Source organism: Mesorhizobium sp. WSM4829, assembly GCF_055811475.1.
In genome coordinates this window covers 38,596-60,246 of sequence record NZ_JBVVQJ010000020.1, presented here as the reverse complement: position 1 = coordinate 60,246, position 21,651 = coordinate 38,596, and the positions used below count along the sequence as shown (strand labels likewise).

The window sequence follows — 21,651 nt, the reverse complement described above, 5'->3', positions numbered from 1 at the left end:
CCCCCCCGCCCCCCCGCCCCCCCGCCGCCGCGCCCCCCCCCCCCCCCCCCCCCCCCGCGCCCCCCCCCCCCCCCCCCCCCCCCCCTCGCGCCCCCCCCCCCCCCCCCCCCCCCCCCCCCCCCCAAGTCGCGAATGCCCGCCCAGTCTATCCTGAACGCCTTTGTTCCTGAACGCCTCTGGCGCGGTGAAGATTGCATGCTAGGCTTTACTTGGCCTTGTTGAGTCGGCCGCTTTCCGTATCAGTCACGTCGACAGATCAGGCGCAGGCTCAGCCGGCACGTTCCGTGCAAGCAGCCTCCTCCTGCGATCTGATCGTTGTTCAAACGCATTTGGGGCACTTGGGCCAGGGCAGCCGATGGAACGTTACGTCGAGGACCACCACAAACGACGGCTTACCGAGCGCGTCGACATCATGACCGCCGTCGATATTCTGAAATCGCAAGGATACGACCACGACGAACTGATCGCCGAGCTCACCAAGGTGTTCTTCGTCGATCTCGATGCCTACAACGAAGTCGTGGTTGCGGCATGACCGAAGGGGTGGACGCGATGTGCCGCCAACGTCAGCCTGTGACGCGCTTCATCAGCGCCATGGCGCCGAACGGCGCGCGGGCCTTGCCTTCGGTGATGAAGTAGACGAACACATCACGCGGTTTGAGCGGCGCTTCGGTTGAGGGATCGGCACGCGGCAGGTCGGCCGGCGCCTTGCCCTGGGCCCAGGTCTTTGCCCGCGCCGCCCATTCGTCGAGCGTCTTTGGCGTGTAGCAGTCGGGATTGTCGTCGCTGCCGGTCTGCAGCCGGGCATAGATGAAATCGCCGGTGACGTCGGCTATTGCTGGATATTTGGCGTGGTCGGCATAGACGATCGCGACCTTGTATTGGCGCGCCAGGGCGGCGAATTCCGGCACGACGAAACTGTCGTTGCGCACCTCGACCGCATGGCGCAGCGCAACGCCGTCCTGCTTCTCGGGCAACAGCTTGAGGAAAGCCTCGAAATCGTCCGGGTCGAATTTTTTGGTTGGCGCGAACTGCCAGAGGATCGGCCCGAGCTTGTCGCCGAGCGCGGCGACGCCCGATCCCAGGAAACGCGTCATCGACTCTCCGGCTTCACTGAGCACGCGGCGGTTGGTGACGAAACGGTTGCCCTTCAGCGAATAGACAAAACCGTCCGGCGCCTCGTTTGCCCATTTGACGAAGGTCGGCTCCTTGAAACTCGAATAGTAGGTGCCGTTGACCTCGATGCTTGGCACCTGCCGGGTTGCATAGTGCAGTTGCTTCGCCTTGGACAACTTGTCCGGGTAGAAAGACTTGTCCCAGGGCTCGAAGGTCCAGCCGCCCATGCCGGCGCGGATTTTTCCAGATTGAGTCACTGTCGTCCTCCCGGGTTGAAATGGATCAGGCCGTAGCGAGCGTCTCGACAGCTTTAGCCATGTCGAAATGCGGATTGGGCGTAGGGTGCATAGGCGGCTTGCGCCGGCCGGACGACAGCATCAAGATCACCGGCAAGCGCTCTTCTGATCCTCATTTGAAGGTTTTCCAAACGCCAACCAGTCTTCGCTCACTCCGCCGCTTCGCGCTTGCCTCCGGGGCGCCGCTCCAAAAGTTCCCTGAGGAACTGGCCGGTGTAGCTGCGTTTTTCGCGGACGATATCCTCCGGCGTGCCTGAGGCCACCAGCTCGCCGCCGCCGTCTCCGCCCTCGGGACCGAGGTCGAGCACCCAGTCCGCGGTTTTTATCACCTCGAGATTGTGCTCGATGACGACCACCGTGTTGCCCTGGTCGACCAGCTCATGCAGCACTTCCAGGAGCTTGGCGACGTCGTGGAAATGCAGGCCGGTGGTCGGCTCGTCGAGGATGTAGAGCGTCTTGCCGGTCGCCTTGCGCGACAGTTCCTTGGCCAGCTTGATGCGCTGCGCCTCGCCGCCCGACAACGTCGTCGCCTGCTGGCCGACATGGATGTAGCCGAGGCCGACCTGCTTCAGCGTCTCCAGCTTGTCGCGCACGCCGGGCACGGCGGCGAAGAAATCGACGCCTTCCTCGACCGTCATGTCGAGCACGTCGGCAATCGACTTGCCCTTGAACAGGACGTCGAGCGTCTCTCTGTTGTAGCGCTTGCCGTGGCAGACGTCGCAGGTGACATAGACGTCGGGCAAAAAGTGCATCTCGATCTTGATGACGCCGTCGCCTTGGCAGGCCTCGCAGCGACCGCCCTTGACGTTGAACGAGAAGCGACCTGGCTGATAGCCGCGCGCCTTGGACTCCGGCAGCCCGGCGAACCAGTCGCGGATCGGCGTGAAGGCGCCGGTATAGGTGGCGGGATTGGAGCGCGGCGTCCGCCCTATCGGCGACTGGTCGATATCGATGACTTTGTCGAGGAATTCGAGGCCCTCGATGCGGTCGTGCTCGGCCGGGTGCTCGCGCGAACCCATGATGCGGCGCGACGCTGCCTTGAACAAGGTCTCGATCAGGAAGGTCGACTTGCCGCCGCCGGAGACGCCGGTGACGGCGGTGAAGGTGCCGAGCGGGATTTCGGCGGTAACATTCTTCAGATTGTTGCCGCGCGCGCCGACGATCTTAAGGCGCCGGTTCTTCTTGGCCTCGCGCCGCACCGCCGGCGTCGCCACTTCGAGCTCGCCGGACAGATATTTGCCGGTGATCGAGGCGGGGCTGGCCATGATCTGCTGCGGCGTTCCCTGCGCGATGATGTGGCCGCCGTGGATGCCGGCGGCCGGGCCGATATCGACGACATAGTCGGCATGCAGGATAGCGTCCTCGTCATGCTCGACGACGATCACCGTGTTGCCGATGTCGCGCAAATGCTTCAGCGTGTCGAGCAGGCGCGCATTGTCGCGCTGGTGCAGGCCGATCGACGGCTCGTCCAGCACATAGAGCACGCCGGTGAGGCCGGAGCCGATCTGCGAGGCCAGCCGTATGCGCTGGCTCTCGCCGCCCGACAGCGTGCCGGAATTGCGCGACAGCGTCAGGTAGTCGAGCCCGACATCGTTGAGGAAGCGCAGCCGCTCGCGGATTTCCTTGAGCACGCGCACCGCGATCTCGTTCTGCTTGTCGCTGAGTGCGGCGGGCAGCTCGGTGAACCATTGGTCGGCCTTGCGGATCGACAGCTCGGTGACCTCGCCGATGTGCTTGCCGGCAATCTTCACCGCCAGCGCTTCCGGCTTCAGCCGGTAGCCGCGGCAGGCCGGGCAAGGCGTGGCCGACATGAAGCGCTCGATCTCCTCGCGCATCCAGGCGGATTCGGTTTCCTTCCAGCGCCGCTCGAGATTGGGGATGACGCCTTCGAATGTCTTTGTCGTCTGGTAGGAGCGCAGGCCGTCATCATACTGGAAAGTGACTTCGCGCTCGCCGGTGCCGTGCAGGATGGCTTGCTTTGCCTCTGCGGTCAGGTCCCGGAACTTGTCGCCGAGCTTGAAGCCATAAGCCTTGCCCAGCGCCTCGAGCGTCTGCACGTAATAGGGCGAGGTCGATTTCGCCCATGGGCTGACGGCGCCGGCGCGCAGCGACAGATTGTCGTCGGGCACGATCAGGCTGGCGTCGATGGCGCGCTGGCTGCCGAGGCCGTCGCAGGTCGGGCAGGCGCCGAACGGGTTGTTGAAGGAAAACAGCCGCGGCTCGATTTCGGGAATGGTGAAGCCGGACACCGGGCAGGCGAATTTTTCGGAGAACAGGATGCGCTCATGCGTCTCGTTCTTCGACTTGTTGACCGAATCCTCGCCGGTCTGGCTGGCGTCGAGCGGCCGGTCGGCGAATTCGGCCACCGCCAGCCCGTCGGCGAGCTTCAGCGCGGTCTCGATGGAATCGGCAAGCCGCGTCGCCAGATCGCCGCGCACGACGATGCGGTCGACGACGACGTCGAGGTCATGCTTGTACTTCTTGTCCAGCGCCGGCACGTCGGCGATTTCGTAAAAGACACCGTCGACCTTGACGCGCTGAAAACCCTTCTTCTGCAGCTCCAGCAGTTCCTTGCGGTATTCGCCTTTGCGGCCTCGCACCATCGGCGCCAGGATGAACAGGCGCGTGCCCTCCTCGACCGCCAGCACGCGGTCGACCATCTGCGAAACCGTCTGGCTCTCGATCGGCAGGCCGGTGGCCGGCGAATAGGGGATGCCGACGCGCGCGAACAGCAGCCGCATGTAGTCGTAGATCTCGGTGACGGTGCCGACCGTCGAGCGCGGGTTCTTCGACGTGGTCTTCTGCTCGATGGAGATGGCCGGCGACAAGCCGTCGATCTGGTCGACATCAGGCTTCTGCATCATTTCGAGGAACTGTCGCGCATAGGCCGACAGGCTCTCGACGTAGCGGCGCTGGCCCTCGGCATAGATGGTGTCGAAGGCGAGCGACGACTTGCCGGACCCCGACAGCCCGGTCATGACGATCAGGCTGTCACGCGGCAGGTCGAGATCGACATTCTTCAGATTGTGTTCGCGCGCCCCGCGAATGGAAAGATATTTATGGTCGGCCATCGCCGGTCGCCGCCTCAGATCTGGAATCTCGTGGGATGGCGGGTTGTCCCGGCCATCTCCCATGTAGGTAATTTCGCTCACCATTTCGAGAGAACTCTCGACCAAAGCCTTTAACCGTCTTTCGCGCGGGCGAGCAAGCGGAAAGAACAAAGGCCGAACACGCTCCTGACAAATGCGCTCATCAAACCAGCTTCGCGCACCACCGCATTAAAGTTCCACGCGTTAGCAAACGTGCGAACCCCAAACGGGTGGACAGCTTGCGACCAATGCGGAACCCGGCGCACCTTTCGAGAACGAAGTCACACTGCAACAAAAGAAATCGTACCCAATAATACAATCGCTGCTGCCGCAGCGAACCAATACGACGAGCGCACAATGTTGCGATTGTTTTTCTTCCCGTCGCCTCTCACAAGCAAGACCAAGCCGACCGAGCAAAAGATAAATCCCACAAGGGCCGACAGAATAAAAAGATACATGCCGGTCTCCAACTCCAAGTCGCATTCTAGCGAATGGAGACTCCTGTCGATAGTCACCTCGGCGCAAGGCGCAGCGCTCTGATCCATGGCCGACGCCGCGCTGCTCAAAACGGATGCAAATTTCGGATTCGCCACACAAGCGATCACGTTTTTGGTAAATCGGCTATCCACCTGTTGACGTCTTAACCTCAAGGAGTCAGACTCCAGGCGTCACCGAAGCCGACTATCTTTCGATGGCCTCGCCGCCCTAAGGCGGCCTGCACGAGTTGCAGGCTTTTGCGATATGCGCTTCGGACGACACCAGTCGCAATGGACAGAAAAGGAGAGCAGAGGAATGACTCCACCGGACAGTCCCTTGAGGCTCCACGTGTCGCTGGAGCCGCGGCAGGCATAAGTGCCAGGGCCAGGCGTTTGCGCCGCCCGACAAACCGTGACCTGCCGATCCCATTAAAATCAGAGACTACTAGTCGGATCGTCGGCTGAACGCCGCGAAGCATCCGAGATCAAAGAGCCGGCAGTTCGCTCCCGGCCATTGGATTTCAGATCCAAGAAAGCCCCGACCGTTTTGCGGAAGCAGCGGCGGGGCTATTTGTTTCTATGGTGCAAGCACGCGGTCTTGCCTTCTCCCCTTGTGGGAGAAGGTGGATTGGCGCGTAGCGCCAAGACGGTTGAGGGGTGTTGGCCGGAGTGCTGTTGGTGCCAAGCTGGAGCACCCCTCATCCGACCGAGCTTCGCTCGGCCACCTTCTCCCACAAGGGGAGAAGGGGGAGCCAAGCTCGAATGTCGGGCGACTATCGCTCATGGCGTTCGGCTTTCAAGCCGCCTGTTTGCGCGTATCAAAAACATGATCGACAAGGCCCCATGTCCTTGCCTCCGCGGCGGTCATGAAATGGTCGCGGTCGAGCGTGCGTTCGACCTCTTCGAACGTGCGACCACAGTGGTGCGCGTAAAGCTCGGTCATGCGCCGCTTGGTCCTGAGGATGCCTTCGGCGTGGCGCTGGATGTCGGAGGCCTGGCCCTGGAAACCGCCTGACGGCTGGTGCAGCAGGATGCTGGTGTTGGGCAGCGCGATGCGTCGCCCCGGGGTGCCGGCCATCAGCAGGAAGGAGGCCATCGACGCAGCAAAGCCCATGCAGACGGTCGATACGGGGCAAGAAACGTACTGCATCGTGTCGTAGATAGCGAAGCCGCTGGTCACCACACCGCCCGGCGAGTTGATGTAGAGGGAAATTTCCTTGTCTGGATTGTCGGATTCCAGCGACAGGAGCTGGGCACAGACCAACGCCGACACATTGTCGTCGATCGGACCGTTGATGAAGATGATGCGCTCGCGCAGCAGCCGCGAGAAAATGTCGAAGGCGCGTTCGCCGCGGCTCGACTGCTCGATCACCATCGGCACCAGGTTGGCAAAACCGCTCATCGCTTTTCTCCGTTGTGCTGCTCAGGCCGCGCGCAGGGAGAGGCGAGGCGTGTTTGCGGCTATGGTCTGTCTGGGGCTGTGTGCGTTGAGCGAAAGCCGGCAACCAGCGCCGGCAACCGCAGGCGTAGCTACTCGCGCAAATCCGTCGTGGACGATGCGCAGATGCGTGCCGCCCGACACAGTGCGGTCAAGCGTGAAGGTGACGATGCTGTCCATTGGGCTGTCTATTGGGCTATCCATTGGGCTGTCCAGCGGGCTGGTGAGCGGATCCGCTGTATTGCCGGGCGCCGGCCGCTCCCGCCAGGAATAACGCAGCAGGCGTTCGGGCTCGGCGTCGAGGATTTCGCACTCGATCGGCGCGTCCGGCCTGGCAAAGGCAAAGCGGCTGCCGATCTCCGGCTTGATGTCGTTCGGCATCATCCAGGCCGCGAGCAGGTCCGGCACCGTCAGCGCGCGCCACACTTTCTCCGGCGGGTCTGGAAGTTCGCACTCGAACTCGATCGAGTCTGCCGCCATGTTTGAATGCTGTTTTGCCGTCATTGGTCCATATCCTTCAAAACCGCCTTGAGCCGTTCGATACGCTCGGGCCAGAACGCACGGTAACGCTCGATCCAGCCGAGCAGAGGCTCAAGCCCTTGCGGATCGGCGCGATAATAGGCGTTGCGGCCGGCTCGCCGCTCGGTCACCAGGCCGGCGCCGCGCAGCACTGTGAGATGCTGCGACACGGCCGGTTGCGACACGCTCATGCCGCTGCGCAGTTCCGACACCGTCATTTCGCCGGCGGCGAGCCGTTCGTACACGGCGCGGCGCGTCGGGTCGGCAAGCGCTCGAAAAATCTCGGCTTCGATCATAGCAAAAGCATAAGTCTACACTTATTGATTTGGCAAGCAGTCTTTTCGCGCCCATATGGAACGGCACGGCGGAACCCATCGATTGCTGACATTCCTTGACAAAACGGATTGGTGGTTTTAGAACGAAAAGAGAACAAAAACCTTGTGGGAAAAGCCAGCCACGGCAGGCGGGGAATGTCCGCAGTCTATAAGGTGGGAGTGAGAAAATTTGTTTCGGATGAGCGCGGAGAAGTATCATGGCGGGTAGCGTCAACAAGGTCATTCTGGTGGGCAATCTCGGGGCGGACCCGGAAATCCGCCGTTTGAATTCGGGTGAGCCGGTCGTCAACATCCGCGTCGCCACGTCGGAAAGCTGGCGCGACAAGACTTCCGGCGAGCGCAAGGAAAAGACCGAGTGGCACAATGTTGTCATCTTCAACGAGCAGCTCGCCAAGGTCGCCGAGCAGTATCTGAAGAAGGGTGCCAAGGTTTATGTCGAGGGCCAGTTGCAGACGCGCAAATGGCAGGACCAGACCGGCAATGACCGCTACACGACCGAAATCGTGCTGCAGAAATTCCGTGGCGAGCTGCAGATGCTCGACGCACGCGGGCAGGGCGAGGGCGGTCAGGTCGGCAGCTATGCCGGTGGCGGCAGCAGCCGCGGTTCCGATTTCGGCCAGTCCGGCCCGGGCGAGAATCTCAATCGCGGCGGCGGCGGCGGCAACAAGGGTGGCGGTGGTTCGTCGCGCGAACTCGACGACGAAATTCCGTTTTGATCGCTTGGAGCGAGCGGCTCTGCGCGAGCTGACAGCCAGCCACTTGAGGCCACGCATTGGCGTCCCGAAGATCTATGTTGGATTTTCGGGACGTTGTGCGTTTGAGCGGTGTGCGGTGAAAGGACGTATCAGGTGAAAGCACGGGTCAAATGGGTCGAGGAGCGCACTTTCGTCGGCGAGTCCGGTAGCGGTCACAAGGTGGTGCTGGGAACCGCGTTCGGACCGGATGGCAAGACGCCGGGGCCGAGCCCGATGGAACTGGTGCTGCTCGGCACTGGCGGCTGCTCAGCCTATGATGTCGTCCACATTCTCGAAAAGGGCCGCGAGGCGGTCGAAGACTGCGTGGTCGAACTCGATGCCGACCGGGCGGAGAAGGAGCCGCGGGTGTTCACCCGCATTCATATGCATTTCATCGTTAAGGGCCGCGCGCTTTCGCATGACAAGGTCAGGCGGGCAATCGATCTTTCGATCGAAAAATACTGCTCGGCCTCGGCAATGATGGCCAAGACCGCCGAGATCACCCACGACTTCGAAGTTATTGATACGACGGCGAAGTAGGATAGCGCCCGCCAGGGGCGGTTCGTTGCGCGAGCTGGACAACGAAAATGACGGCCTCGGCAATCAAGCGCGAGGCCGCTTTCATTTTCATGCCGCCATCAGCGCCTTGACGCCATCGGCGACGAACTGCACGGCGAGCGCCGCCAGGATGACGCCGAGCAGCCGGGTCAGAATCGAGCGGCCGGTCTGGCCGAGGACCCGGTCGATGCGCTCGGCCAGCACGAACACCAGGTAAGTGATGACAAGGCAGATCGCGATGATGCCGACAAGGGCTGCCTGCGCGCCAAGACCTGGAAACGAGCCGGACAGCAGGACCGTCGCTGAAATCGCTCCCGGACCGGCGATCAGTGGGATCGCCAGCGGAAAGGCGGCGATGTTGTGGATCATGTCCTTGGTGATGGCGACGTCGCCGATCTTCTCCTTGCGGTCCTGCCGGCGCTCGAACACCATTTCGAAGGCGATGAAGAACAGCAGGAACCCGCCGGCGACGCGGAACGCCGGCAGCGTGATGCCGAACACCGACAGGATCGATGCGCCGGCGATTGCAAACAGCGCCATCACCAGGAAAGCGATGATCGAGGCACGGACGGAAACCTGGTTGCGCTCCTCGCGGTTCATGCCGCGCGTCACGGCGAGGAAGAGCGGCGCCAGGCCAGGCGGGTCGATGGTCACCAGAATGGTGACGAAGGCGTTGAACAGGCTGTCGAAGCTCGGCATCTCCGACCCTCCCCGCCGGGCCGTGCCCGAGATCCCAGCATTGGTAGAGCAAAGCGGCGTCAGGGGGAACCGTGCAGGTCAGGCGCTGGCGCCGCGCCGCGCCAGGAACTCGACTTCGAGCCGCCAGGTCGCGCCATCGTCCTGAGAGCGTTCGCCTAGCCAGCGGAACGAATTTTCGGTGATCCGGGAAAAGCTCCAGCGCACCGAGGCGCCGGTGCCGTCGGCGCCTTGCTGGACGATGGTGTCGCCCTCGGCGCGGCCGAGCTGGCGGCTGTAATACTGGGTGCGCGGATCGCTCCAGAAGATATGCCAGGCGTCGACGCCGGGGTCATAGACGCGCAGTGTCGTGCCATAAAAGGTCCATTTGCCGAGCGAGCTCTGTGCGCCACTGTTCCGCGCGGGCAAGATCCATACGTCCTGGATCGCCCGGCCCTCGAGCACCCAGCCGAAATGCACCTCGCCGCGTCCGGTCAGAACCTGGCCGTCTTCGAGATGGCGCGTGGCATCGAACGCCCAGGCGCCGACGAAGCGGCCGTAAAGGTTCAGTTTTTCGGCAAGGCCTGCGGCTGGCCCGTCACTGTGCAGGGCTTCGGCAAAGGAAGACGAATTGAACATGGTTTCTGCCCACTTTGTCAGGAGACCGGGAAGAATAGGCCGCGCCAGGCTTCTTGCGCTTGGGAAAAATTGCTACCTTTCGGCCATGACGACGAGCGTGCATACACTGGCGTCCGGAAAAGGCTGGCGGGTGTCGGACGTGGTCTGCACTGCCGGCGTCGCTGATCGCCCGTTCGAGGAAGAGCATCGCGACTTCTGTGTCGCAGTGGTGACCAACGGCACCTTCCGCTACCGCGCACGCCAGGGCACGGCGATGCTGACGCCGGGCGCAGTTCTGCTCGGCAACCCGCGCACTTGCTACGAGTGTGGGCACGAGCATGGCGCCGGCGACCGCTGCATCTCCTATCATTTCAGCCCGGCCTATATGGAGCAGATCGTCGCCGACACGCCGGGCGCGAAGAAGCTGGCCTTCGAGACGGCGCGGCTGCCGCCCTTGCCGGCGCTGGCACGGCTGCTGGCCGAGGCGGAAGCCGCGCGCGAGATGGCCGACATCGAGGCGTTCGAGGAACTCGGACTGCGGATTGCCGGCGCAGCCGTCGCCCCCGGTCTCGCGCCCGCTGCCCGGTCACCGAGCCGCCGCGATCAGAAACGCGTCGCGGAGGCGGTGCGGCGCATCGAAAAGGATGCCGAAAGCCCGGTCTCGCTCGCCGAGCTTGCAAGCGAAACGGCGACCAGTCCTTACCATTTCCTGCGCAGCTTCCGGCATGTCGCGGGCATGACGCCCTACCAGTTCGTGCTGAAAACCCGGCTGCACAGGGCGGCGGTGCGGCTGCGCATGTCGGACGAGGCGATCTCGACGATCGCCTTCGAAGCCGGGTTCAACGATTTGTCGACCTTCAACCGCCGTTTCCGCCGCGTGATGGGGGAGGCGCCCGGTGCCTACCGGCTCCGGCGGCGAGGCGATAAATTGCCGAACGCGTCCGTGGTTCCGGCTTTGTGAAGCAAAAAATTGGCCTGACAATGAGCTTTGCCCCGGCGGCCATGAAAGCGCCTCGGCCATATCGTCGCAATCAGTGATATCCTTTTGAAATCACCACAAAAACCGACACTGGAAAACTGCCGCGGGCGTTGGAGTTTCGGCCCGGCTTCCTATATAAGCACCGAGTGATTCCCGATTTGATTGTGACCTGATTTGACCGACCAGAAGACACCGCGCGGCGCCGACGGCGGGCCCACCGGCATCGAGCCGATTTCCATCATCGAGGAGATGCAGCGCTCCTATCTCGATTACGCGATGAGCGTGATCGTCAGCCGTGCGCTGCCCGACGTGCGCGACGGGTTGAAGCCGGTGCATCGCCGCATTCTCTACGCTGCCCATGAGAGCGGCTACCACTGGAACCGCAAATATGTGAAGTCGGCGCGCCCGGTGGCCGACGTGATGGGTAAATACCATCCGCATGGCGACGCCTCGATCTACGACGCCTTGGTGCGGATGGCGCAGGACTGGTCGCTGCGCGTGCCGCTGATCGACGGGCAGGGCAATTTCGGCTCGATCGACGGCGATCCGCCGGCGGCGATGCGTTACACCGAATCGCGGCTGACCAAGGTCGCGCATGAGTTGCTGGAAGACATCGACAAGGACACCGTCGATTTCCAGGACACTTATGATGCGTCCGGCAGCGAGCCGAAAGTCCTGCCTGCGCGCTTTCCGAACCTGTTGGTCAACGGCTCCGGCGGCATCGCCGTCGGCATGGCCACCAACATCCCGCCGCACAATCTTGGCGAGGTCTGCAACGGCGCGATCGCCCTCATCGACAATCCGGCGATCGATCTGCCGGCGCTGATGGAGATCATTCCAGGGCCGGATTTCCCGACCGGCGGCATCGTGCTCGGCCGCTCCGGCATCTACAGCGCCTATTCGACCGGCCGCGGCTCCATCGTCATGCGCGGCCGCGTCAACGTCGAGGCGCGCGGCAACGACCGTGAATCGATCGTCATCACCGAGGTTCCCTACCAGGTGAACAAATCGTCGATGATCGAGAAGATGGCCGAGCTGGTGCGTGACAAGCGCATCGAAGGCATTTCCGACATCCGCGACGAGAGCGACCGCCAGGGCTACCGTGTCGTCATCGAACTGAAGCGCGACGCGGTCGCCGACGTCATCCTCAACCAGCTCTACCGTTTCACGCCGCTGCAGACGTCGTTCGGCGCCAATATGGTGGCGCTGAACGGCGGCAAGCCGGAATTGCTGACGCTGACCGACATGCTGAAGGCGTTCGTCGCCTTCCGCGAGGACGTGATCAGCCGGCGCACGAAATTCCTGCTGCGCAAGGCGCGCGACCGCGCCCATGTGCTGGTCGGCCTTGCCATTGCCGTCGCCAATATCGACGAAGTGATAAAGCTGATCCGCAGCGCGCCGGATCCGCAGACGGCGCGCGAGCAGTTGATGGAGCGGCGCTGGCCCTCGGGCGACGTCGAATCGCTGATCCTGCTGATCGACGATCCGCGCCACCGCATCAACGAGGACGGCACCTACAATCTGTCCGAGGAACAGGCGCGCGCCATCCTCGAACTGCGCCTGCAGCGGCTGACCGCGCTCGGCCGCGACGAGATCGCCGACGAGTTGAACACGATCGGCGACGAGATCAAGGACTACCTGGACATCCTGTCGTCCCGCGCGCGCATCCAGCAGATCGTCAAGGACGAGCTTGCCGCCGTGCGCGACGAGTTCGGCACGCCGCGCCGCACCGAGCTGTCCGAGGGCGGGGCTGATATGGAAGACGAGGACCTGATCCAGCGCGAGGACATGGTCGTGACGGTCAGCCATTCCGGCTACATCAAGCGTGTGCCGTTGTCGCTCTATCGGGCGCAGCGCCGCGGCGGCAAGGGCCGCTCCGGCATGTCGACCAAGGAAGAGGATTTCGTCACCCGGCTGTTCGTCGCCAATACGCACACGCCGGTGCTGTTCTTCTCCTCGCGCGGCATCGTCTACAAGGAAAAGGTGTGGCGCCTGCCGATCGGCAACCCGCAGTCGCGCGGCAAGGCACTGATCAACATGCTGCCGCTGGAGCAGGGTGAACGCATCACCACCATCATGCCGCTGCCCGAGGACGAGACCAGCTGGGGCGAGCTCGACGTGATGTTCGCCACGACGCGCGGCACGGTGCGCCGCAACAAGCTGTCGGATTTCGTCCAGGTCAACCGCAACGGCAAGATCGCCATGAAGCTGGAAGAGGAGGGCGACGAGATACTCGGCGTCGAGACCTGCACCGACAATGACGACGTGCTTTTGACCGCAAGCTCCGGCCAGTGCATACGCTTCTCGGTCAGCGACGTGCGCGTTTTCCAGAGCCGCAACTCGGTCGGCGTGCGCGGCATCGCCATGGCTGCCAGCGACCGGGTGATCTCGATGGCGGTGATCGAACATGTCGATGCGTCGCCGGCCGAGCGCGCCGCTTATCTCAAGCGGGTGGCGGCCGAACGGCGGCTCGCCGCCGGCATTGCGGCGGGCGAGGACGAAGACTTCCAGCTCACCAATGAGGAGGTCGGCGAGGAGACGGAGCTTTCCGACGAGCGCTACGAATTCCTTAAGGCACACGAGCAGTTCGTGCTGACGGTGACGGAATATGGCTACGGCAAGCGCTCGTCTTCCTATGATTTCCGCCAGATAGGGCGCGGCGGCAAGGGCATCCGCGCCACCGATGTGTCGAAAGTGGCTGAGATCGGCCGCCTGGTGGCGACTTTCCCGGTCGGCAATGACGACCAGATCATGCTTGTCTCGGATGGCGGCACCGTCATCCGCGTGCCGGTCAACGGCATTCGCTTCGCCAGCCGCGCCACCAAGGGCGTAACCATCTTCAACACAGCCGACGGTGAGAAGGTCGTTTCGGTGGAGCGGATAACGGAACCGCAGTCGGACGAGGAAGCAGAAGAGAGTGTCGAGGGCGAGGCAACTCTGGATACCGGCACTGAAGGCGCTGGCCCGGACAATAACGCCTAGTAGGTCTTGATGAGCAATGCCGGCCCGATGGACCGGCGCCGTCAACCGATAGTGGCCGGTCTAGAAGTGGCGTGAAGGCTTGCGGATACCGAAGCCTCCGAATCGCTTGGCATTGGACTTGGCGCGGACGCGCTCTGCTTCCTGATGCAGCCCGAATACGGTGGCGATCAGCATGGCGATGGTCATTGCGGTGGCGAGCATGTAGATCAGCATGTGCGTGTTCTCCTGCACCTAGCAACGATCAAACGGGGTTTTGGTTTCATCTTCTGAAGCTGCAATCTAATGAACGCTGCGTGAAGCCTTCGTGATCGGCCCATTCATTGGTCGTTCATCTCGGCCAAAAGGTTCACTCAAAGCGCATCGCGATTACCGTGGCTCAGGCGATGCGCTTTGAAGCCCCGTTTGGGTGGATGCCGTTGTTCCAAACCGCTGCGCACCCTCGGGTCAGGCCCCAAAGGCAGGCGTTTGCGGCGACTTGCATTGGCGGCTCGCCGATCGGATTTGCCTTTGCGAGAGAGGCTCGCTAGAAGCACCTGCCATGACCGAACGCATCGCCCTTTATGCCGGCTCCTTCGACCCGCCGACCAACGGCCACCTCGACGTGCTGAAGGCGTCGCTGGCTGTGGCGGACACCGTCTATGCAGCGATCGGCATTCATCCCGGCAAGAAACCGCTGTTCTCGTTCGAGGAGCGGGTCGGCCTCATCGAAGCTGCGACGAAGGCCGAATTCGGCCGCGACGGCGCGCGCATCAAGGTCGTCGCTTTCGACGGGCTGGTCATCGACGCTGCCAGGAAGCAGGGCGCCTCGATCATGATCCGTGGCCTGCGCGACGGCACCGATCTCGACTACGAGATGCAGATGGCCGGTATGAACGAGACAATGGCGCCGGAACTGCAGACGGTTTTTCTGCCCGCCAGCCCTTCGGTGCGAACCATTACCGCCACACTTGTCCGTCAGATAGCCTCGATGGGCGGCGACATTCGCCCCTTCGTGCCGGCGGCCGTGGCTGGCGCACTCACCGCCAAATTCGCGAAATAATGCATGTCGCCTAAACGTGGAACCCGGTTTGGGGCAATGACATGCGTGAAACAAAGGTTTTCGGAGAAAGATCCATGCAGCTCAAAAGGCTCGCCACCTGCTTTGTCGTTCTTTTCGGTCTTGTGACCGCCTCCGTTTCGGCGTTTGCCGCCGATCCGGAAAACACGATGATCATCACGCTGAAGGACGGCGACGTGACCGTCGCGCTCAGGCCCGATCTCGCGCCGAAGCATGTCGAGCAGATCAAGAAGCTGGTGCGCCAGGGCGCTTATGACAACGTCGCTTTCCACCGTGTCATCGACGGCTTCATGGCGCAGACCGGCGACGTGAAGTTCGGCAACATGAAGAACGGCTTCAGCGCCGACGCTGTCGGCACCGGCGGTTCCGATCTTCCCGACCTGCCGGCCGAATTCTCGAAGACCGAGCGCTATCAGCGCGGCGTGGTCGGGATGGCCCGCTCGCAGGACCCGGATTCCGCCAATTCGCAGTTCTTCATCATGTTCGCGCCGGCGCCGCCGCTCGATGGCCAGTACACCATCGTCGGCAATGTCGAGAACGGCATGGAGTTGGTGGACAAGATCAAGAAAGGCGACGCGGCGCAGAACGGGGTCGTCACCGATGCCGATCGCATGATCAAGGTGCGCATCGCTGCCGACGGCAAGTAAACCCATTTATTTCAAAAGGATATTCTGACATGGCCGAGATCAAGGACCGCGAGAACGCGCTCATCATGGAAACGACCAAGGGCAAGGTCGTCATCGAACTGTTTCCCGATCTGGCGCCTGGCCATGTCGGCCGCATCAAGGAACTGGCGCGCGAAGGCGCTTATGACGGCGTCGTGTTCCACCGCGTCATCGAGGGTTTCATGGCGCAGACCGGCGACGTGAAATTCGGCAATTCCAGCAAGCCCTCTTTCGCACCGGCGCGCGCCGGCACCGGCGGCTCCGACAAGCCCGACCTGAAGGCGGAATTCTCCAACGCCAATCACGGCCGCGGCACCTGCTCGATGGCGCGCTCGCAGAACCCGAACTCGGCCAACTCGCAATTCTTCATCTGCTTCGACGATGCCGCTTTCCTCAACCGCCAATACACGGTCTGGGGCCAGGTCATCGAAGGCATGGACAATGTCGACAAGATCAAGCGCGGCGAGCCGGTGCCGGATCCCGACAAGATCGTGTCGCTGAAGGTCGCGGCCGACGTGAAATGACCTCCTCCGCTGTCGCGGCTATCACTCGGATACTTGCCGCGGCGGCCGCTCCGGCGCTGGCGACGGGGTCGATCGCTGGCACCTGGGCGGTGGCCTGCCCGGAACTTTGAGGCGGGATTTTCTTGCGCGTCGATCTTTTCGACTTCGATCTGCCGGAGGAGCGCATCGCGCTTCGACCGGCAGAACCGCGCGACAGCGCCAAAATGCTGGTTGTCAGACCGGGTCAGGGCCTCGAAGACCGGACGGTGCGCGGGCTGCCGTCGCTGCTCGAGACCGGTGACGTGCTGGTCTTCAACGACACCAAGGTCATTCCGGCACAGTTGAAGGGCATCAGGCGGCGCGGCGAAGCGGCGGCGCAAATCGAAGCCACTCTGCACATGCGGGTGGCGCCGGACCGCTGGCTGGCTTTCATGCGGCCGGGCAAGCGCATCGCCGCCGGTGACCGCATCCATTTCGGCCATGACGCCAATTCCTGCTTTCTCGGCCAGCTCGATGCCACGGTGATCGAAAAGGGCGAGGCCGGCGAGGCTTTGCTTGGTTTTGACCTCTCTGGTGCGTTTCTCGACGAGGCGCTGCACGCCGTCGGCCACATTCCGCTGCCGCCTTATATCGCTTCGAAGCGCGACGACGACGAACGCGACCGCAGCGACTACCAGACCATATATGCCAGGGAGGAGGGGGCTGTGGCGGCCCCCACTGCCGGCCTGCATTTCACGCCCGAGCTTTTCGCCGCCCTCGATGCCAAGGGCGTCGAACGGCGCTTCGTCACCCTGCATGTCGGCGCCGGCACGTTCCTGCCGGTGAAAGTCGACGACACCGTCGATCACAAGATGCATGCCGAGATCGGTTCGGTCAGTCCGGAAACCGCCAGGGCGCTGAACGCGGCAAAGGCGCGTGGCGGGCGCATCATCGCCGTCGGCACGACATCGCTGCGCCTGCTGGAGAGCGCCGCGCGGAAGGACGGCATGCTGGCTGGATGGTCGGGTCCGACCGATATCTTCATCACGCCCGGCTATCGCTTCAAGGCCGCCGACATGCTGATGACCAATTTCCATCTGCCGCGCTCGACGCTGTTCATGCTGGTTTCGGCGTTTTGCGGTCTCGAAACGATGCGCGCGGCCTATGCGCATGCCATCGAGAACCGCTACAGGTTCTACTCCTACGGAGATGCAAGTCTGCTGTTCAAGCAGGAGAACGATGGACGCGCGCCCGGTATAGAACAAGGAATTCAATGACTAAAGCGTTCACCTTCAAGGTGCTGGCGACCGACGGCAAAGCGCGGCTCGGCTCCATCACCATGCCGCGCGGAGAAATCCGCACGCCGGCCTTCATGCCGGTCGGCACCGGCGGCACGGTCAAGACCATGTATATGGATCAGGTGCGCGGCGTCGGCTCGGACATTATCCTTGGCAACACCTATCATCTGATGCTGCGGCCGGGCGCCGAGCGTGTGGCGCGGCTTGGCGGTCTGCATGAATTCGCCCGCTGGCCGCATCCGATCCTGACCGACAGCGGCGGCTTCCAGGTGATGTCGCTGTCGAAGCTGAGGAAACTGACCGAAAAGGGCGTCACCTTCCGCTCCCATATCGACGGCGCCGCCTATGAGATGTCGCCCGAGCGCTCGATCGAAATCCAGGGACTGCTCGGCGCCGACATCCAGATGCAGCTCGACGAATGCACGGCGCTGCCGGCCATGGAGAAGGAGATCGAGCGGGCGATGGAGCTGTCGCTGCGCTGGGCCGAGCGTTGCAGGACGGCGTTCGGCGACCAGCCGGGCAAGGCGATGTTCGGCATCGTCCAGGGCGGCGACGTACCGGTCCTGCGGCTGCGCTCGGCGCAGGCGCTGAAAGCGATGGACCTCAAGGGCTACGCGATCGGCGGGCTGGCGGTCGGCGAGCCGCAAGCGGTGATGCTCGAAATGCTCGACATCACCTGCCCGGAGCTGCCGGCGGACAGGCCGCGCTATCTGATGGGTGTCGGCACGCCTGACGACATATTGAAATCGGTGGCGCGCGGCATCGACATGTTCGATTGCGTGATGCCGACACGCGCCGGCCGTCATGGCCTCGCCTATACAAGGCGCGGCAAGGTCAATCTGCGCAACGCCCGCCATGCCGACGATCCGCGGCCGCTGGACGAGGAGAGCGACTGCCCGGCCGCCAGAGACTATTCACGCGCCTACCTGCACCATCTGGTCCGCTCGCAGGAGGCGCTGGGAGCGATGCTGCTGACATGGAACAATCTTTCCTACTACCAGAAGCTGATGCAGGACATTCGTGCTGCCATCGAAGCCGGCGCGTTCGAGGCGCGGGCGGCGGAAATTTCCGAGGGCTGGGCCAGGGGCGATATCCCGGCGATGTGATCGAGCCCTCAGGTGCTCAGCAGAGATGCACGGTTTCAGCGCCCGCGTACATCCGCCGTTTGGCTGCACTAAAGCTTCCCCCAGGTCCGCTTCTGCCTGAGCGCTGTCCTGATGCTTGAAAGCCGGGCGGCAGTCTGCCACAAGGGCGGCCTAAGCGTGCAAGCTGAGCAGGATCGGGCAATGAAGGCATTTTTCGTGCAGATAAAGTGCGATCTGGGCAAGTCCTATGACGTTGCCGGCGCATTGGCCGATGCCGAGATCGCCTCGGAAATCTACTCGACAGCCGGCGACTACGATCTGCTCGCCAAATTTTATGTCGACGACGATGAAGACATCGGCCACTTCGTCAACGAGAAGGTGCAGAGTCTTCCCGGCATCAAGGACACGTTTACGGTGGTCACCTTCCGCGCGTTCTGAGTGGCGCCTGCCACCTGCCCGGGCACCAGGCAAAGCCTGACCCAGGCTTATCGGCGCTGCCCTAATTTTAGGCAGGTCGCGACATACTGATCGCCAACATCCTCCAAATCACCGATTGCGCTTGATTTTCTCCGGTGACGCCAGTGAAATGGCCTCACAGGGAGTAAGCGATTGGCAGCGTTCGACGAAATGCTTCCGGAAATCTCCGGATTGAGAAAACCGTATTCGGCTTACGATCGCTGGCTGAAGGAGCAGGATCCGGCCAGGCTTACCGAAAAGATGCAGGACGCCGAACGCGTCTTTCGCAAGACCGGCATCACCTTTGCCGTCTATGGCGAGCAGGAAGCCTCCGAGCGCCTTATTCCCTTCGACATCGTTCCGCGCATCATTTCCGGCAATGAATGGCGACGACTGACGCAAGGCATCGAGCAGCGCGTCCAGGCGCTGAACGCCTTTCTCGACGATATCTACCACCGCCAGGAGATTTTGCGCGCCGGGCGCGTCCCCAAGGAATTGATCGCCAAGAACGAGGCATTCCTGCCGGAGATGATCGGAGTGCGGCCGCCGGCCGGCGTCTACACCCATATCATCGGCGTCGATATCGTTCGCATCAGCGAGAACGAATTCTACGTGCTGGAGGACAATGCGCGCACGCCGTCCGGCGTCTCCTACATGCTGGAGAACCGCGAGACGATGATGCAGCTCTTTCCCGAGCTGTTCCAGCAGATCAAGGTGCGGCCGGTGGAAAACTATCCGCAGCTCTTGCGCCAGTCGCTGGCGGCAGTGCGGCCGCAAGGCACCAAGGGCGCGCCGACCATTGCCGTGCTGACGCCGGGCAGCTTCAACTCCGCCTATTTCGAACATGCCTTCCTTGCCGACCAGATGGGTGTGCAGCTTGTCGAGGGGCAGGATCTGCGCGTCGTCGATGGCCACGTCGCGATGCGCACGACCGAGGGCTACAAGCAGATCGACGTGCTTTATCGAAGGGTGGACGATTCTTTCCTCGATCCGCTGACCTTCCGTCCGGACTCGGCACTGGGTGTGCCGGGCATCATGGATGTCTACCGTGCCGGCAACATCACCATCGCCAATGCACCGGGAACCGGCATCGCCGACGACAAGGCGATCTATTCCTACATGCCCGAGATCGTTGAATTCTACACCGGCCGCAAAGCGATCCTCGGCAACATCCCGACCTGGCGCTGCTCGGAACCGGACAGCCTGAAATACGTGCTCGAACATATAGACGAGTTGGTGGTGAAGGAGGTGCATGGCTCCGGCGGCTACGGCATGCTGGTCGGGCCGGCGGCTACCAAGAAGGAATGCGAGGATTTTTCCAAGAAACTCGCGGCAAGACCGTCGAACTACATCGCCCAGCCGACGCTGGCGCTGTCGACCTGTCCGATCCTGACCGACAAGGGATTGGCGCCGCGCCATGTCGATCTCAGGCCCTACGTGCTGGTATCCGATCGCATCCAGATCGTGCCGGGCGGGCTGACGCGTGTGGCGCTGAAGGAAGGCTCGCTGGTGGTCAATTCGTCCCAGGGCGGCGGGACGAAGGATACGTGGGTGCTGGATGATTAGAGTGGGAAGTAGTGAATAGTGAATAGTGAATAGCGAGTAGGGAATAGCGAGTAGTGAATAGTGAATAGTGAATAGTGAATAGTGAATAGTGAATAGATAAGGATGAGTCGTTGATGTTGGTGAAATGCCCTGAAATAAAGCACGCGGCGTCGTGCCCTGGAAAAATTTGGCCATTCACCATTCACCATTCACCATTCACCGTTCGAAGGACCGCGTAGAATGCTTCTCGGCCGCACCGCCAACGGGCTCTATTGGATGAACCGCTACATCGAGCGGGCGGAAAACATGGCGCGGCTGGTCGATGCCGGGCTGCGCATGGCGCTGACCCGCACCCAGAACGCCTCCGAAGAGTGGAATTCGGTGCTGCTCAGTGCCGGTTCGGACGCCGCCTTCACGCAGAAATATCAGGACTATACCGCCGCTAACGTTGCCGATTTCCTGCTGCGCGACACATCCAACCCGTCGAGCACGATGACGTCGATCGAAACGGCCCGTAACAATGCCCGCATGGTGCGCACCGCATTGACGCGCGAGACCTGGGAAAGCATCAACGAAGCCTGGATGTCGCTGAAGCGCATGCTGGCCAAGCCGATCGACGAACGCGACCTGCCCAGCGTGCTCGACGCGATCAAGCGCGAAACGGCACTGATCCGCGGCTCGTTCTACGGCACCATGCTGCGCAACGAGATCTTCGATTTCTCGCAGCTCGGCACTTATGTCGAACGCGCCGACAACACGGCGCGCATCCTGGACGTGAAATACTACGTGCTGTTGCCGTCGATCTCGTGGGTCGGCTCCACGCTCGACAACTACCAGTGGGAATCGATCCTGCGTTCGGTGTCGGCGCATCGCTCCTATCGCTGGGTCTACGAGGCCGACTACAAGCCGAGCAACATCGCCGACTATCTGATCCTCAACGTTCGCATGCCACGCTCACTGACCTTCTGCTACCGTTTCCTGACGGAGCATCTCAGATTCCTGGGCGACGATTATGGTGAGCGCCATGCCTGTCATGTGACAGCCGGCAAGACCCAGGCCATGCTGGCCGCCGGCTCGATCAAGGACATATTCGACGCCGGCCTGCATGAATTCCTCGCAAATTTCATCCGTGACAACATCAGGCTCGGCGATGAGATCGCGCAGGATTACAGGTTTAATTGAGCATGATCCCGGAAAGTGGAAGCCGGTTTCCGGGAAAGATCATGCTCGGGGGACGTGCATGATCCCGGA

22 protein-coding genes are annotated in these 21,651 nt (G+C 62.4%); 13 read left to right on the top strand and 9 right to left on the bottom strand.

Features of this window, described 5'->3' with window-relative positions:
* The first annotated feature begins 355 nt into the window (after positions 1-355).
* Positions 356-532: a hypothetical protein gene (locus AC0L17_RS19665; protein ID WP_023801157.1), complete on the top strand. Its 177-nt coding sequence runs from the start codon at positions 356-358 to the stop codon at positions 530-532.
* A 31-nt stretch (positions 533-563) separates the two neighbouring features.
* Here AC0L17_RS19665 and AC0L17_RS19660 read toward each other — a convergent pair whose 3' ends face one another.
* The 6 genes from AC0L17_RS19660 to AC0L17_RS19635 form a co-directional block, all read right to left on the bottom strand.
* Positions 564-1,370: a DUF72 domain-containing protein gene (locus AC0L17_RS19660; protein WP_473517063.1), complete on the bottom strand. Its 807-nt coding sequence runs from the start codon at positions 1,368-1,370 to the stop codon at positions 564-566.
* A gap of 188 nt (positions 1,371-1,558) precedes the next feature.
* Positions 1,559-4,480: an excinuclease ABC subunit UvrA gene (gene uvrA, locus AC0L17_RS19655; RefSeq protein WP_091593700.1), complete on the bottom strand. Its 2,922-nt coding sequence runs from the start codon at positions 4,478-4,480 to the stop codon at positions 1,559-1,561.
* 299 nt (positions 4,481-4,779) lie between these two features.
* On the bottom strand, positions 4,780-4,956 hold the full coding sequence (locus AC0L17_RS19650; RefSeq protein ID WP_167366425.1) for a hypothetical protein: 177 nt from the start codon (positions 4,954-4,956) through the stop codon (positions 4,780-4,782).
* Positions 4,957-5,770: 814 nt separating this feature from the next.
* On the bottom strand, positions 5,771-6,376 hold the full coding sequence (locus AC0L17_RS19645) for an ATP-dependent Clp protease proteolytic subunit (RefSeq protein ID WP_473517062.1): 606 nt from the start codon (positions 6,374-6,376) through the stop codon (positions 5,771-5,773).
* A 21-nt stretch (positions 6,377-6,397) separates the two neighbouring features.
* Positions 6,398-6,916, bottom strand: coding sequence for an SRPBCC family protein (locus AC0L17_RS19640; RefSeq protein ID WP_473517061.1), 519 nt, complete (start codon positions 6,914-6,916; stop codon positions 6,398-6,400).
* The gene (locus AC0L17_RS19635) at positions 6,913-7,227 is read right to left on the bottom strand and encodes an ArsR/SmtB family transcription factor (RefSeq protein WP_473517060.1); all 315 of its coding nucleotides are present in this window, start codon (positions 7,225-7,227) and stop codon (positions 6,913-6,915) included. Before AC0L17_RS19635 ends, AC0L17_RS19640 begins: the two co-directional genes overlap by 4 nt.
* A 236-nt stretch (positions 7,228-7,463) precedes the next feature.
* Here AC0L17_RS19635 and ssb point away from each other — a divergent pair, with 236 nt between their 5' ends.
* Both ssb and AC0L17_RS19625 read left to right on the top strand, forming a co-directional pair.
* On the top strand, positions 7,464-7,982 hold the full coding sequence (gene ssb, locus AC0L17_RS19630) for a single-stranded DNA-binding protein (protein WP_128172377.1): 519 nt from the start codon (positions 7,464-7,466) through the stop codon (positions 7,980-7,982).
* A gap of 132 nt (positions 7,983-8,114) precedes the next feature.
* A complete protein-coding gene (locus AC0L17_RS19625) occupies positions 8,115-8,540 on the top strand; it encodes an OsmC family protein (RefSeq protein ID WP_023801163.1) in 426 nt (141 codons plus the stop codon).
* An 87-nt stretch (positions 8,541-8,627) separates the two neighbouring features.
* On the opposite strand, the gene AC0L17_RS19620 is transcribed toward AC0L17_RS19625, so the two are convergent.
* Together AC0L17_RS19620 and AC0L17_RS19615 are read right to left on the bottom strand one after the other, a co-directional pair.
* Positions 8,628-9,257: a MarC family protein gene (locus AC0L17_RS19620; RefSeq protein ID WP_473517059.1), complete on the bottom strand. Its 630-nt coding sequence runs from the start codon at positions 9,255-9,257 to the stop codon at positions 8,628-8,630.
* Positions 9,258-9,335: 78 nt separating this feature from the next.
* Positions 9,336-9,872 carry a hypothetical protein gene (locus tag AC0L17_RS19615; RefSeq protein ID WP_473517058.1) on the bottom strand — a complete coding sequence of 179 codons (537 nt, stop codon included), beginning with the start codon at positions 9,870-9,872 and terminating at the stop codon, positions 9,336-9,338.
* Between the two features lie 85 nt (positions 9,873-9,957).
* Here AC0L17_RS19615 and AC0L17_RS19610 point away from each other — a divergent pair, with 85 nt between their 5' ends.
* On the top strand, positions 9,958-10,812 hold the full coding sequence (locus tag AC0L17_RS19610) for a helix-turn-helix transcriptional regulator (protein WP_473517102.1): 855 nt from the start codon (positions 9,958-9,960) through the stop codon (positions 10,810-10,812).
* 192 nt (positions 10,813-11,004) lie between these two features.
* Entirely contained in the window at positions 11,005-13,812 is a 2,808-nt protein-coding gene (gene gyrA, locus AC0L17_RS19605) for a DNA gyrase subunit A (RefSeq protein WP_473517057.1), read from the top strand.
* Positions 13,813-13,872: 60 nt separating this feature from the next.
* Here the strand turns inward: gyrA and AC0L17_RS19600 are convergent, their stop codons facing one another.
* The gene (locus AC0L17_RS19600) at positions 13,873-14,025 is read right to left on the bottom strand and encodes a hypothetical protein (RefSeq protein ID WP_084646649.1); all 153 of its coding nucleotides are present in this window, start codon (positions 14,023-14,025) and stop codon (positions 13,873-13,875) included.
* Positions 14,026-14,350: 325 nt separating this feature from the next.
* Between AC0L17_RS19600 and coaD the strand changes: the two genes are divergently transcribed.
* From coaD to AC0L17_RS19560, 8 genes are all read left to right on the top strand, one after another.
* Complete coding sequence (gene coaD / locus AC0L17_RS19595; protein ID WP_027151950.1) at positions 14,351-14,851, top strand: pantetheine-phosphate adenylyltransferase; 501 nt, start codon at positions 14,351-14,353, stop codon at positions 14,849-14,851.
* Positions 14,852-14,925: 74 nt separating this feature from the next.
* Positions 14,926-15,516, top strand: coding sequence for a peptidylprolyl isomerase (locus AC0L17_RS19590; protein ID WP_473517056.1), 591 nt, complete (start codon positions 14,926-14,928; stop codon positions 15,514-15,516).
* Positions 15,517-15,545: 29 nt separating this feature from the next.
* Positions 15,546-16,058 (top strand): peptidylprolyl isomerase, encoded by a 513-nt coding sequence (locus AC0L17_RS19585; protein WP_473517055.1) that lies wholly within the window; start codon positions 15,546-15,548, stop codon positions 16,056-16,058.
* Between the two features lie 122 nt (positions 16,059-16,180).
* The gene (gene queA, locus AC0L17_RS19580) at positions 16,181-17,293 is read left to right on the top strand and encodes a tRNA preQ1(34) S-adenosylmethionine ribosyltransferase-isomerase QueA (RefSeq protein ID WP_473517054.1); all 1,113 of its coding nucleotides are present in this window, start codon (positions 16,181-16,183) and stop codon (positions 17,291-17,293) included.
* Complete coding sequence (tgt, locus tag AC0L17_RS19575) at positions 17,290-18,420, top strand: tRNA guanosine(34) transglycosylase Tgt (protein WP_473517053.1); 1,131 nt, start codon at positions 17,290-17,292, stop codon at positions 18,418-18,420. Before queA ends, tgt begins: the two co-directional genes overlap by 4 nt.
* A gap of 180 nt (positions 18,421-18,600) precedes the next feature.
* Complete coding sequence (locus AC0L17_RS19570) at positions 18,601-18,837, top strand: Lrp/AsnC ligand binding domain-containing protein (RefSeq protein WP_023801175.1); 237 nt, start codon at positions 18,601-18,603, stop codon at positions 18,835-18,837.
* A 171-nt stretch (positions 18,838-19,008) separates the two neighbouring features.
* Positions 19,009-20,421, top strand: a complete 1,413-nt coding sequence (locus tag AC0L17_RS19565) for a circularly permuted type 2 ATP-grasp protein (protein ID WP_287222125.1) — start codon at positions 19,009-19,011, stop codon at positions 20,419-20,421.
* Positions 20,422-20,640: 219 nt separating this feature from the next.
* Positions 20,641-21,582 carry an alpha-E domain-containing protein gene (locus tag AC0L17_RS19560; protein ID WP_473476767.1) on the top strand — a complete coding sequence of 314 codons (942 nt, stop codon included), beginning with the start codon at positions 20,641-20,643 and terminating at the stop codon, positions 21,580-21,582.
* The last annotated feature ends 69 nt before the right edge of the window (positions 21,583-21,651 follow it).